The sequence below is a fragment of the Desulfitobacterium sp. genome, from assembly GCF_034927245.1.
Classification (GTDB): domain Bacteria; phylum Bacillota; class Desulfitobacteriia; order Desulfitobacteriales; family Desulfitobacteriaceae; genus Desulfitobacterium_A.
Map to the genome: position 1 here is coordinate 60,746 of NZ_JAYFQK010000040.1, position 12,285 is coordinate 73,030.

Genomic DNA, 12,285 nt, shown 5'->3' on the forward strand with positions numbered 1-12,285 from the left:
TAAGGAAATGATTCAGGAGCGTTATAAACTTTGGTCTGAACATCCCTATTTCGATAATAACACACATGAGGAACTGAAAACGATTACTGACCCTTCGGAGATAGAAGATCGTTTTTATATGGATCTTGAATTTGGAACAGGGGGCCTGCGCGGAATTTTAGCCGCGGGTACAAACCGAATGAATATTTACGTGATCCGTAAAGCAACTCAAGGTCTTGCGGATACGATTTGCGAAAAGGGTAAATCAGCGATGGCTAAGGGTGTGGTCATTGCTTATGATTCACGGCATTATTCCCGGCGTTTTGCCCAAGAGGCAGCTTTAGTTCTTGCCAAGAATGGGATTAAGGTTTATCTCTTTGATGATTTACGGCCCACTCCTGAATTATCATTTGCAGTCCGCTATCTTCAGGCTCAGGCGGGTATTGTGATTACAGCAAGCCACAATCCTAAGGAATACAATGGCTATAAGGTTTATTGGGAGGATGGGGGACAGGTCCCGCCTGCCCAAGCCGATCGAATTTCAAAGCATATTTCAGCTCGTGAAAGTTGGGTTGACATAGAACCCTTAACCGAAGAAAATGCGCGGGCACAAGGTTTGTTAATTACGATCGGGGAGGAGATAGATCAAGCCTATCTCTTCGCGGTTAAAAGCTTGGCACTCTATCCTGATCTGGCAGAGCAGAAAGGGGCAAACCTTAAAATTATTTATTCCCCTTTGCATGGAGCAGGAAATATTCTTGTCCGCAGGGTATTAAAGGAACTTGGGTACACTTCGGTTTTCGTAGTACCGGAACAGGAAAAACCGGATCCCAATTTTCCTACAGTGTTGTTTCCCAACCCTGAAATTCCGTCCACTTTTGATTTAGCGCGACAATACGGTGAAAGGTTGCAGACAGATTTGCTGTTGGCGACGGATCCCGATTCAGATCGTTTAGGTGTTGTTATCCGAAATCAAGAGGGAAAGTTTGTACAATTGACCGGCAACCAAATTGGTGTACTCTTAGCTTATTACCTTATCTCCCAAAAGAAAGCTTTGGGGATCCTTCCCCCCAAGGCAACCCTGATTAAGACCATTGCTTCGACTGACTTAGCCGATGCTTTAGCCATAGACCTTGGCATTCAAGTTGAAAATGTGCTGACAGGGTTTAAATTTATTGCCGAAAAAGAAAAGGAATTAGAGGAAAACGGTCAGGGTGATTTTCAATTTGGGTTTGAGGAAAGTTACGGTTATTTAGCCGGGCATTTTGTCAGGGATAAAGACGGTGTTATTGCAGCAATGCTGGTCGCCGAAGCAGCACTTTATTACAAGCAAAGGGAACAGTTAACCTTACCGGAAGTTCTTGAGACATTATACCATCACTATGGATATTATCTTGAAGATCAAACTTCGATTACCTTAAAAGGGAAAGAGGGTAAAGCAGAAATGGAGCGGATCATGGCCGGGTTAAGGCAATCTGAGATTCGTTCGTTTGCCGATCTTCCCCTTGAGCGTATTGAGGATTATGAATTGCAGAGCGGTGTCAGGCTATGCGGAAAAAGCTCGGGAGAAACATATCCCCTAGCTTTGCCCCAGTCTAAAGTTTTGCGTTATTCTTTTTCAGGGGGCGGTTTTGTGATGGTACGGCCCTCCGGAACTGAACCCAAGATTAAATTCTATTTTTCCATTCGTGGTGCTCAACCCCAAGCAGTTCAGGAAAAGCTTGACCAAGTTAGATCTGAGCTGCTTACAAGGGTCAGCCGGATTCTCGGTAAATCTCTAGACAATTAAAATGGGTATAAGTTTTAAAATCTTGAGTAAAACATCATTGATGGTGTTTTACTTTTTTTATTTCAATTCATCAAATGATCTCAATTACATGTCTGACCAATATTGACCTTTACACTTTTGAAGACTATAATGTGCTTAAAGTAATACGTAATAAAAGAAGGGGGGAGACGAATGGATTTCAAAGATTATTATTCCATACTCGGGGTTCCCAAAGATGCTGATGATAAAACGATCAAAAAGGCATACCAGAAGCTGGCAAAAAAATACCATCCAGATGTCAACCCTGGTAATAAAGAAGCTGAAGAAAAGTTTAAGGAAGTCACCGAGGCCTATGAAGCAATCGGTGATCCGGAAAAAAGACGGAAATATGAAGAAGTTCGTCAAAATTATGAAGCTTGGCAAAATAGCGGTGGTCGAGGAAATTATGACTGGAGCCGTTGGCAGGCACAGCCTGGCCAAGGAAGTTATACCCGCACAATGAGTCCCGAAGAATTTGCCGAAATGTTTGGTGATTTTGGCTTGAACGAGAATTTTAATTCCGGCGGAGGGTTTTCTGATTTCTTTTCAACCCTTTTTGGAATGGGTGATAGAGGACAGGGTACGCGATATGGACGCCATACATCCTATACCCAACCACAAGCGGGACAGGATCGGGAACTGGATATCAGTGTATCCTTGGAGGAAGCCTATCTGGGGACAACACGGGTTCTCGAGATCGGCGGAAAACGGATTGAGGCTAAAATTCCCAAGGGAGTACGCACAGGTTCAAAAGTACGTCTTGCCGGACAGGGAAACCCCGGCTTGGGAGGCGGAGCGAATGGAGATTTTTATTTGGTTATAACCGTCAAACCCCATTCCGCTTATTCAAGAGAAGGTGATGATCTGACAACAGAGGGGTCGATCAGCTTTTATCGGGCTATTTTCGGCGGTGAAATGCAGGTTAAGACATTAAATGGGGAAGTTACGTTAAAAATCCCTCCACACACCCAAGGAAATACAAGATTCCGGCTTAAAGGCAAAGGAATGCCTCACTTGGAAAATTCTAAGCACTACGGAGATCTTTATGTCAATGCCCGTTTGATCCTTCCGGATGATCTAAGCAAAAAAGAAATAGATGAACTGAGAGAAATAGCGCATCGCTATCATCACCTATAAACATGATCAAAAACTTAAACAACGAAAGGTTGTGAATATATTATGGCTTTTGATACAAACCGTTTTACGCAGAAATCGCAAGAAGCGATTATTAACGCCCAAAATATAGCAGAACATAATGGTAATAGTGAAGTTGAGCCCGAACATCTAATGCTTGCTTTATTAGAGCAAGATGACGGGGTTGTTCCTCAGGTTCTAATGAAGCTCAATCTTGCTGTCGGATCCTTAGTGCAAAAAACGCGTGAATCAATTAACCGTTTTCCACGGATCAGCGGAGGAAATGTACAACTTACCATATCCTCACGTTTAAGAACTGTGCTTGTATCCGCTCACGATGAAATGGACGACTTTAACGATGAATATGTGAGTACCGAACATCTTTTATTAGCGCTTCTCAGCAAAGCGGGGGGAGAGGTTGAAAGAATTTTTAAGCAGGCCGGACTTACACGTGAAAAACTTCTTCAAGCATTGCGTGAAGTAAGAGGAACTCAGCGAGTGACAAGTCAGAGTCCGGAAGGCACTTATCAGGCATTGGAGCAGTATGGCCGTGATCTTGTCGAACAAGCACGCAGAGGTAAGCTTGATCCTGTTATTGGACGGGATGAAGAAATTCGACGTGTGATTCAGATCATCTCACGCCGGACGAAAAATAATCCCGTGTTGATCGGTGAGCCGGGTGTCGGAAAAACTGCCATTGTTGAGGGCCTAGCTCAACGGATCGTACGCGGCGATGTCCCTGAATCGGTGAAGGATAAGAAACTCATTGCCTTGGACATGGGCTCATTAATCGCCGGAGCAAAATACCGCGGTGAATTTGAAGAACGTCTGAAAGCAGTACTCAAAGAAATCCAGAATCGTGAGGATGTTATACTCTTTATTGATGAATTGCATACGGTGGTTGGTGCAGGTGCAGCTGAAGGAGCGATGGATGCCAGCAATATGCTCAAACCAATGCTGGCCCGCGGTGAACTTCGCTTGGTCGGCGCAACAACTCTTGACGAATATCGAAAGTATATCGAAAAGGATGCAGCCCTCGAACGCCGCTTCCAGCCCGTTATTGTTGAAGCCCCAAGTGTTGAAGATACGATTTCCATTCTTCGTGGCTTGAAGGAGCGTTACGAAAGACACCATGGAGTACGCATCACCGATGGTGCAGTTATTGCGGCTGCGACGCTTTCAGATCGCTATATCAGTGATCGTTTTCTCCCTGATAAGGCCATTGATTTGATTGATGAGGCTGCAGCGCGTTTGCGTATGGAGATAACGAGTGATCCTTTTGAACTCGATCAAATTAAGAGGCGGATTCTCCAATTAGAGATTGAGCGTGAAGCGCTGAAAAAGGAAAAGGATGAAGCGAGTAAAGAACGCCTCGATAAAATAGAGGAAGAGCTTGCCAATCACAAAGAACAAAAGAGCGCTCTTGAAGCTCAGCTTCAAGGAGAACGGGAAATCTTGGCCAAAATCAAACAGCATAAGGATGAACTTGATCAAGCCCGGAACAAAATGGAACAAGCCCAGCAGGTCTATGATTACAATAAGGCCGCTGAGCTCCAATATGGTATTATCCCACGTTTGGAAAAAGAACTGAAAGAACTGGATGATCAATTAGTCGGGCGTAAAGATTCCCTGCTTAAACAGGAAGTTGATGAACAAGATATCGCTGAAGTTGTGTCAAAATGGACGCATGTTCCGGTTACGCGGCTTCTTGAAGGTGAAGTAGCGAAGCTCGTCCATATGGAAGACAGACTACATCAACGTGTCGTCGGGCAAGACGAGGCTGTCATTGCTGTTTCAGACGCTGTAAGGCGTGCACGGGCAGGTTTGCAAGATCCTAATCGTCCTTTGGGTTCTTTTCTATTCCTTGGGCCTACCGGAGTGGGCAAAACAGAACTGGCAAAAGCCTTAGCGGAATTTCTTTTCGATGACGAACAAGCTATGATTCGAATTGATATGTCCGAGTATATGGAAAAACATACAGTTTCGCGACTGATTGGGGCTCCTCCCGGATATGTCGGTTATGAAGAGGGAGGGCAGCTAACCGAAGCTGTTCGCCGCAAACCCTATAGTGTTGTATTGTTTGATGAAATCGAAAAGGCTCATCGTGATGTATTTAATATTCTCCTTCAACTCCTCGATGATGGTCGTTTAACAGATGGTCAAGGGCGGGTGGTCAATTTTAAGAATACGGTTGTGATCCTAACCAGTAATATTGCCAGCCCTGCCATTCAGGAAATGAACCGTTCAACTGCTTCTCAAGAAGAAATCCGACTCCGAGTTACCGAAGAGCTGAAGAACTATTTCCGGCCGGAGTTTTTGAACCGTCTTGATGATATCATTGTTTTCCATCCGCTTGGTCAAGAGCATATCAGCAAGATTGTAGATATACAACTTCAGCAGCTTTACAACCGGCTTGCTGAACGTAAGTTAACGCTTGAACTGAGTGATGGCGCTCGCCGTCAAATTGCTCAAGAAGGCTATGATCCGGTTTATGGTGCGCGCCCCCTTAAACGTGTGATACAGCAACGCATTCAAAACCCCTTAGCCATAAAACTTTTACAAGGAGAATTTAAGGAAGGGCAGCATATCCTAGTGGGTTTGAACACAGAAGGTGATTTTACTTTTAACGCATAGAGATTAACTTGCGGTCCTGAGTGTATGAGTTTAAACTAATACTTGAAGATCTTTCCTAGTGAATATACGTTATTTATTTAAATGAAGGATGTGGCCTATGCAGAAAGATAAATTTGAAATGTTTCTTTTCATTCTTGTCATTGTTTTTATCTTTTTCTCGAGTCAGCTTGATCCTAAAATTACTTTGATCATTACAGGAATCTTATTGGCCATCATCTTTATTTATCGGGCACGCAAGGATAAGGATAAGGATAAGAATAAAAACAAATAAGGCTTGGCAAATCTTTGCCAAGCCTTATTTCCGGTTAAGGAAAGGGGAGAGTAACCGTGTGGACTTATTTAATCAGTGTCAATAGCGATATTGAAGCAGACGTAATCATTGGGCTTCTTGAAGAAGCCAACATACCGACAGAGAAAAAAGATCCAGGCGGCTTAAAAGCTTCATACGGAATTATCAATGGAATTGAAGTATGGGTGCCAAGTGAATTGTTAGAACAGGCTCAAGAATTATTGGCAACTTCAACCCCTTTTCTTGACGAATCTCAAAACCAACCAAATTCTTTAGAAGTAGAATCAAACCAGCCCATTTCTAACGGTTTTCCTAAACCTATTTTGGTCAGTTTTATTCTCATCTTATTTGTCCTTTTATATTGGCTGTTCACAGGTATAGCTTCTTATTATCGTGATTAGAGTTCAAACGTCTGCCGAGGGATTTCAAATTGAGCAGAAGCTTTTTGATCTGTATAGTTCCTAATTTCATGTATAAACAGTACCCTATTTACACATCCTGTATATGAAGTTAAACTCCAGAAAAGGGGGATAGATTGATGATGCAATATAATGAAACAGAGACAAAAGCGATTTTAGATGAAGGTATGGTAACAAGAAGTTTAATCGAAACCGAAGTATCAATGAAAAAATGTCAGCTTTATAATGAAATGGCAACCGATCCCGCTGTTAAATCCTTCTTTAAAGATCAAGCAAAAGGTCTGGAAAATGTACTAGGTTTCTTTAAAAGCGGATTAGGAAATTTGAGATAAGGGAAGGAGAGAGGGCATGAATATGTTTACCGATTTGGATATGCTTTATGATTATGAAAAAGACGTTGCCAGTGCGGCGACAGGTTATATGACCTTTGCGACACGGGCGCACCATAATGAACTGCGTGATCGCTATTTGCGTTTGGCGAATGAGGCAACAGATGCTCACTCCAAAGTCAGTAAATTAATTACCAAAGCCGGAGGCATCGCCTAATTAAATCTTACGTTATTGGATAAGCGAAAAAACGGGGAATAATTTATGAATATTCTCCGTTTTTTTGTTGTATAATATCGTTTAATTATCCTACATATTTAATTATCCTACGTATTTTTGACGAGTACGGTAGGCTATTGTTTTACGGCGTATTCTTTGGATAGCATTATCTAAGGATTTTGGACTTACATCTAAATACTTTATCACTTCTCGTTGTTTCATACCGGCGATAAAATGATAGCGAAATACAGATAATTCTAAATCCGAAAGTTCACTTATTAAGTCTCGAATGATGGATCGTGCCTCATCTGCAGCGATGATCTGCGACTCCGGATCTTCAACCTGCGAAATAATATTTAGGAAGCTCTCATCTTGGTCATCGCCTAAGGTATTATTCAGGGAGAAAGCCTGATTTAATTTAAGGTGCTTTTGTCTGTTATAAGCCCTTAAGCTATCAATGAGCTTGCGTTTAATGACCATACGTACAAAATGCAAGAAGGGAATTTCCGTATCAAAATCATAGGACATAATTGCCTTGTAGATAGCGATACGGCCTTCCTGAATTAAATCCTCATAATCTGCACGCGGTAAAAAATATTTACAAGCTATTTTTCGAATTTCAGGCTCATAATTCCGAATGAGCTGATTCATTGCAATTGAATTTCCGGAGCGTGCGTCTTCAATCATTTGCTTGTCCTCAATAAGGGATTCTGTAACTGAAATCACAGCGCTCATCTCCTTGACTAAAAAATACCTTACCTAAAGAGTCTAAAAAATAAGTTCTCTTTTGGCAAGGTATTTTTAATTGGAGATTAAGCCTGATGATGGTTTTCTTTCCTTAAGTTTCCCTTAGAACTGTTTCATTAAGTTTGCAGTTTCAATTGCCGTAACTGCTGCATCATAGCCTTTGTTGCCGCCCTTGGTGCCCGCTCTTTCAATGGCTTGGTCAATAGAGTCGGTTGTCAGTACACCGAAGATGACCGGAATACGAGTTGCCAAACCAACGTTGGCAACTCCTTTACTGACTTCAGAGCTTACATACTCAAAATGAGGAGTTGCTCCGCGAATTACGGCTCCCAGGCAAATTACCGCATCGTAACGTTTGCTTTCCGCTAGCTTCTGAGCTACTAAGGGAATTTCGAAGGCTCCCGGTACCCATACAAGTTCAATATCTTCTTCTGAAGCACCGTGTCGAGTTAAGGCATCTAAGGCTCCGCTGACAAGTTTACCGGTAATAAACTCATTAAACCTTGCGACAACAATTCCAAATTTTAATCCATTGGCGATCAAATTTCCTTCATACGTTTTCATGTTTTATCATCCTTTCATATACATTGGTTTAGCATTAACGAACCTCATGCAACATATGGCCCATCTTTGATTTTTTGGTCGTCATATAGCGTATGTTTTCGGGTTTAACCGGCATTTCGATGGGTACACGGTCAACGACTTCCAAACCATATCCTTCAAGCCCAACAATTTTTCGTGGATTATTTGTGAGCAGTCGGACCTCTTGAATGCCTAGGTCGGCAAGAATCTGGGCACCAACCCCATAATCCCGAAGATCAGCGGGAAAACCGAGCGCCAGATTTGCTTCAACAGTATCCTTACCTTCTTCTTGAAGCTTATAAGCACGCAATTTATTTAGGAGACCAATTCCACGGCCTTCCTGACGCATATAAAGAAAGACTCCTCTGCCTTCTTTTTCAATGGCTTCCATAGCTGCCGCAAGTTGATCTCCACAGTCGCAGCGACGCGAATGGAAGACATCGCCGGTTAAACATTCCGAGTGGACCCGAACCAAAACAGGTTTTCCGTCGTCAACTTTACCTTTGACTAAAGCGATATGCTCCTGACCATCTAATAAACTGCGATAGCCTACGGCTTCAAAATCTCCAAAATCAGTCGGAAGGCGGACGCTTTGAACACGTTCAATCAGGAGTTCGGTTCTTCGGCGATAACGAATCAAATCCTCAATCGTAATGATTTTTAAACCGTGTTTTTCAGCAAACTCTAATAATTGAGGTACTCTGGCCATTGTTCCGTCGTCATTTAAAATCTCGCAAATAACGCCTGCAGGTTCTAAACCTGCGAGACGGGCAAGGTCCACCGCCCCTTCCGTATGACCTGCACGTACCAGAACACCTCCATCGCGCGCCCGCAAAGGGAAGATATGCCCCGGTTGATGAAGATCTTCAGGCTTGCTCTTGGAATTTGCTAAAACGGCTACAGTTGCGGCACGTTCAAAGGCAGAAATTCCGGTTGTACTTTCGGCACTGTCAACGCTGATGGTAAATGCTGTTCCTTTGGGATCAGAATTATGCGTAACCATCTGATCCAGATTCAATTCACTGAGCCGTTCGCCTGTCATAGGAACGCAGACCAGACCGCGGGCGTTGGTAACCATAAAATTGATCGCTTCCGGTGTAACCTTCTCGGCAGCCATGAGTAAATCGCCTTCATTTTCTCGATCCTCATCATCAACAACGATTATCATATGACCTTGACGAATCTCCTCAATTGCTTCCTCAATTGTATTGAACTCCATAATAATCACTCCTTCGCGTGTTTCTTTTATAGAAAGCCATGTTGAGCTAGAAACTCCATTGAAATATTAGAATGTTTTTCTGATTCAGGTATATTACCTAAAAATCTAGCGACATATTTACCGATTAAATCGGTTTCAAGATTTACGGTCGCCCCAACGCCTTTAAGACCCAAAGTGGTTTCCTGGCGAGTATGGGGTATCAACGAAACGGAAAAGCCTTCTTGCTCCACATTGACAACTGTTAAAGAGATTCCGTCAATCGAAATCGATCCTTTAGGTAAAATATAATGGAGCAAAGCAGGAGAAGCTTTTATCTCAAAAACCTCGGCAATTCCAGTCTTTGTTATTTTATCAATCGTTCCGGTTCCATCAACATGTCCGCTGACTAAGTGGCCTCCCAGACGCGTTGAGAGCTGCAGAGCGCGTTCGAGGTTGACGCGGCTTCCTCGTACCAATTCGGCTAAATTGGTTTTCTGTAGGGTTTCCGCCATTACATCGACTGTAAAACGAGTATCCTGGAGTTTAACAACGGTTAGACAAATACCGTTAACTGCTATGCTGTCTCCAATTTGGGTACCTTCTAAGACTTTACGGGCTTCAATTGTCAAAAAAGCAGAATTAGTGAGGATCTGCAGGTCGGAAACTGTCCCTAATTCTTCAATAATTCCGGTAAACATAAAACTCCACCTCCTTAATCCTCAGCTTGAGTCGTTCTGTGCACTCGAGCACGTACTCTAAGGTCTCCGGTATCAAGACTAACTTCCTCAATTGCAAGCGGAATTGCCTCGGCCATTTTATCAATTCTCAGACCCGATAGAGGAGAAGGTCCTTTACCGCCAATCAGCTTTGGAGCAATAAAAAATTCGATCTCATCCACCATTCCAAGTCGGAAAAACGCGCCGGCTAGACCTCCGCCGCCTTCGAGCAGAACACTGTTCCAGCCGCGGGCCACAAAGTCAAGCAGTAATTGCTTTAAGGGAACATGCCGTGGTGTAGGATATTGCCAGACTTCTACGTGTGGCAATTCTTTCAAACGTTCGACTTTTTGCGGCGAGGCAGCTTGAGAGGTAGCTATAATACAAGGGACAGAGGAAAGAGAGGAAAGAACTTGAGCCTCTAGAGGAATCCTTAAGGCTCCGTCAACGATGACCCTGACAGGATCCCTTCCCTCCGGTAAGCGACAGGTAAGCGCCGGATCATCCTTGAGTACTGTTTCGCTTCCCACAAGAATTACATCCAATTCGTTTCTTAATTTGTGCGCAAAATGCCGAGAAGCTTCATTGCTGACCCAACGTGAATCTCCGGTTTCAGTCGCAATTTTTCCGTCTAATGTCAAAGCAGCTTTATAAATAAGATAGGGTAGACCTGTTTGAATAGCTTTTAGAAAGGGTCGATTTAATCTTGCAGCAGAATCTGCAAATAATCCTACTTCGACCTGAATACCTGCTTCACGAAGGCGTTGGATTCCTCCGCCACTAACGCGGGGATTAGGATCTTGCATCGCAATAACAATTCTTTGCAGGCCGGCTTTTATAAGTGCATCGGCACAGGGGGGTGTTCTGCCGAAATGCGAGCAAGGCTCGAGGGTGACATAAGCCGTCGCGCCCTTTGCCTTTTCACCGGCCTGCCTTAAAGCATGTACTTCGGCATGGGGTGTACCGGCTTGATGATGAAATCCTTCGCCAATGACTTCATTATTTTTCACGATTACACAACCCACTAAAGGGTTTGGACTTGTTCGGCCTTCGGCTTGTGCGGCTAATTGCAGAGCGCGGTTCATATAGGTTTGATCATCTTTAGTAAAATTTGAAACATCTATCATGGTTTTCCCTCTAAATCTATAAATTATGGTTTAAATAGTAAAAAAATAAAAAGCACCCGAAAAACCTCCGGGTGCTTTGAGAACACACAAAAAAGAACATGCAGATATAAAAAATACTGCGTAAGCTCCTCTTTCCATCCAGACTATACTGTCGGCTCCGGAATTAAACCGGATCAGCCTTTTGGCTCGCGGGCTTTACCGCCGGTAAGGAATTTCACCTGTCCCCAGAGGGTGTTTTCCATTTAAAATTAATCATATCATACCCTATATCTTCGCCGAATTCAACTATCCCTCGTAAACTCTGAACAAAGCATACCAAAAATTAATGCATCATGGTAGTGACCTTGGACAAAACGAGCCTCTCTTAACTTGCCTTCCAACTTGAATCCCAGTTTCTCATATGCTTTAATTGCGCGTAAATTGCCATCCCATGTATCAAGTGTGAGTCGATGAAAATTCCATTGATCAAAAAGAAAGTGCAGGAAAGTTTTAAGGGCATCCGGGCCGTATCCATGTCCCCAATATTTTTTATTGCCGATTACAATAAAAAGAGTTGCGGATTGGGCAGGGATATTCACTTCTCGAAAACCAATTGTACCGATAAGTTCACGCTGTTGATCGAGAATAGCGTACCGATGCTCATCTGAGTCAGGGTTAAAAAAACGGTCTTCAATCTCACCCTTGCTTAATAATGTATTTTGGGGCCAAGCTCCACTGGACCAGAGATTAACCTCCTGGTCATTATACCACTGGTAAAATGCTTCGGCATCCTCTATTTCAAGGGGGCGGATAAAAGTTTTGTTACCAACTAACATTAAATCACCTCACAATGCTTGGGGCGACAGGAATATGTCAATATTCATATTTTAGCATACTTCATCTTTTTCTACCTAAAAAATGATAATAGATTACTAGACAGAAGACATTTTATCTTGTAAAATGAACATAGTTCATTTTACGGGGGTGAAAGTCTGAAATAATCAGTTAGGGGTACCAGCAAAATCAAGTGAGCACAGCAAAGCAAGCCATCGGTTGATGACTTAAAAATCTAGATTTGCAAGAAATTAAGAGGCTGCGCGAATGTGATAACCTTGGGTTCTAGCCAAG

Annotated in this window: 13 protein-coding genes and 1 riboswitch; of the genes, 7 read left to right on the forward strand and 6 right to left on the reverse strand. The window is 43.0% G+C overall.

Annotated features, from left to right (window positions below):
- The first annotated feature begins 7 nt into the window (after window positions 1-7).
- The 7 genes from VB077_RS10820 to VB077_RS10850 all read left to right on the forward strand — a co-directional run bounded on the left by VB077_RS10820 (window position 8) and on the right by VB077_RS10850 (window position 6,808).
- A complete protein-coding gene (locus VB077_RS10820) occupies window positions 8-1,768 on the forward strand; it encodes a phospho-sugar mutase (protein WP_323415249.1) in 1,761 nt (586 codons plus the stop codon).
- A 171-nt stretch (window positions 1,769-1,939) separates the two neighbouring features.
- Window positions 1,940-2,923 (forward strand): DnaJ C-terminal domain-containing protein, encoded by a 984-nt coding sequence (locus tag VB077_RS10825; protein ID WP_323415250.1) that lies wholly within the window; start codon window positions 1,940-1,942, stop codon window positions 2,921-2,923.
- Between the two features lie 42 nt (window positions 2,924-2,965).
- Complete coding sequence (gene clpB, locus VB077_RS10830) at window positions 2,966-5,554, forward strand: ATP-dependent chaperone ClpB (protein ID WP_323415251.1); 2,589 nt, start codon at window positions 2,966-2,968, stop codon at window positions 5,552-5,554.
- Between the two features lie 97 nt (window positions 5,555-5,651).
- Window positions 5,652-5,825 (forward strand): hypothetical protein, encoded by a 174-nt coding sequence (locus VB077_RS10835; protein WP_323415252.1) that lies wholly within the window; start codon window positions 5,652-5,654, stop codon window positions 5,823-5,825.
- A 56-nt stretch (window positions 5,826-5,881) separates the two neighbouring features.
- Window positions 5,882-6,244: a DUF2007 domain-containing protein gene (locus VB077_RS10840; protein WP_323415253.1), complete on the forward strand. Its 363-nt coding sequence runs from the start codon at window positions 5,882-5,884 to the stop codon at window positions 6,242-6,244.
- Between the two features lie 140 nt (window positions 6,245-6,384).
- Complete coding sequence (locus VB077_RS10845; RefSeq protein ID WP_323415265.1) at window positions 6,385-6,594, forward strand: hypothetical protein; 210 nt, start codon at window positions 6,385-6,387, stop codon at window positions 6,592-6,594.
- Window positions 6,595-6,610: 16 nt separating this feature from the next.
- Entirely contained in the window at window positions 6,611-6,808 is a 198-nt protein-coding gene (locus VB077_RS10850) for a spore coat protein (protein ID WP_323415254.1), read from the forward strand.
- Window positions 6,809-6,910: 102 nt separating this feature from the next.
- Here VB077_RS10850 and VB077_RS10855 read toward each other — a convergent pair whose 3' ends face one another.
- From VB077_RS10855 to VB077_RS10880, 6 genes are all read right to left on the reverse strand, one after another.
- Window positions 6,911-7,543 carry a sigma-70 family RNA polymerase sigma factor gene (locus VB077_RS10855; RefSeq protein WP_323415255.1) on the reverse strand — a complete coding sequence of 211 codons (633 nt, stop codon included), beginning with the start codon at window positions 7,541-7,543 and terminating at the stop codon, window positions 6,911-6,913.
- Between the two features lie 114 nt (window positions 7,544-7,657).
- Window positions 7,658-8,119: a 6,7-dimethyl-8-ribityllumazine synthase gene (ribE, locus tag VB077_RS10860; protein WP_323415256.1), complete on the reverse strand. Its 462-nt coding sequence runs from the start codon at window positions 8,117-8,119 to the stop codon at window positions 7,658-7,660.
- 34 nt (window positions 8,120-8,153) lie between these two features.
- A complete protein-coding gene (locus tag VB077_RS10865; RefSeq protein ID WP_323415257.1) occupies window positions 8,154-9,356 on the reverse strand; it encodes a bifunctional 3,4-dihydroxy-2-butanone-4-phosphate synthase/GTP cyclohydrolase II in 1,203 nt (400 codons plus the stop codon).
- A 26-nt stretch (window positions 9,357-9,382) separates the two neighbouring features.
- Window positions 9,383-10,033: a riboflavin synthase gene (locus VB077_RS10870; protein WP_323415258.1), complete on the reverse strand. Its 651-nt coding sequence runs from the start codon at window positions 10,031-10,033 to the stop codon at window positions 9,383-9,385.
- Between the two features lie 14 nt (window positions 10,034-10,047).
- Window positions 10,048-11,178, reverse strand: a complete 1,131-nt coding sequence (gene ribD, locus VB077_RS10875; protein ID WP_323415259.1) for a bifunctional diaminohydroxyphosphoribosylaminopyrimidine deaminase/5-amino-6-(5-phosphoribosylamino)uracil reductase RibD — start codon at window positions 11,176-11,178, stop codon at window positions 10,048-10,050.
- A 122-nt stretch (window positions 11,179-11,300) separates the two neighbouring features.
- A riboswitch (FMN riboswitch) is annotated at window positions 11,301-11,414 on the reverse strand.
- A gap of 45 nt (window positions 11,415-11,459) precedes the next feature.
- Complete coding sequence (locus tag VB077_RS10880; protein ID WP_323415260.1) at window positions 11,460-11,993, reverse strand: GNAT family protein; 534 nt, start codon at window positions 11,991-11,993, stop codon at window positions 11,460-11,462.
- Window positions 11,994-12,285: the final 292 nt, after the last annotated feature.

What these genes read in the sequence shown, in the direction of transcription:
- VB077_RS10820 (WP_323415249.1), top strand. Translation starts at nt 8, where the DNA reads ATGATTCAGGAGCGTTATAAACTTTGGTCTGAACATCCCTATTTCGAT.
- VB077_RS10825 (WP_323415250.1), top strand. Translation starts at nt 1,940, where the DNA reads ATGGATTTCAAAGATTATTATTCCATACTCGGGGTTCCCAAAGATGCT.
- clpB (WP_323415251.1), top strand. Translation starts at nt 2,966, where the DNA reads ATGGCTTTTGATACAAACCGTTTTACGCAGAAATCGCAAGAAGCGATT.
- VB077_RS10835 (WP_323415252.1), top strand. Translation starts at nt 5,652, where the DNA reads ATGCAGAAAGATAAATTTGAAATGTTTCTTTTCATTCTTGTCATTGTT.
- VB077_RS10845 (WP_323415265.1), top strand. Translation starts at nt 6,385, where the DNA reads ATGCAATATAATGAAACAGAGACAAAAGCGATTTTAGATGAAGGTATG.
- VB077_RS10850 (WP_323415254.1), top strand. Translation starts at nt 6,611, where the DNA reads ATGAATATGTTTACCGATTTGGATATGCTTTATGATTATGAAAAAGAC.
- VB077_RS10855 (WP_323415255.1), bottom strand. Translation starts at nt 7,543, where the DNA reads ATGAGCGCTGTGATTTCAGTTACAGAATCCCTTATTGAGGACAAGCAA.
- ribE (WP_323415256.1), bottom strand. Translation starts at nt 8,119, where the DNA reads ATGAAAACGTATGAAGGAAATTTGATCGCCAATGGATTAAAATTTGGA.
- VB077_RS10865 (WP_323415257.1), bottom strand. Translation starts at nt 9,356, where the DNA reads ATGGAGTTCAATACAATTGAGGAAGCAATTGAGGAGATTCGTCAAGGT.
- VB077_RS10870 (WP_323415258.1), bottom strand. Translation starts at nt 10,033, where the DNA reads ATGTTTACCGGAATTATTGAAGAATTAGGGACAGTTTCCGACCTGCAG.
- ribD (WP_323415259.1), bottom strand. Translation starts at nt 11,178, where the DNA reads ATGATAGATGTTTCAAATTTTACTAAAGATGATCAAACCTATATGAAC.
- VB077_RS10880 (WP_323415260.1), bottom strand. Translation starts at nt 11,993, where the DNA reads ATGTTAGTTGGTAACAAAACTTTTATCCGCCCCCTTGAAATAGAGGAT.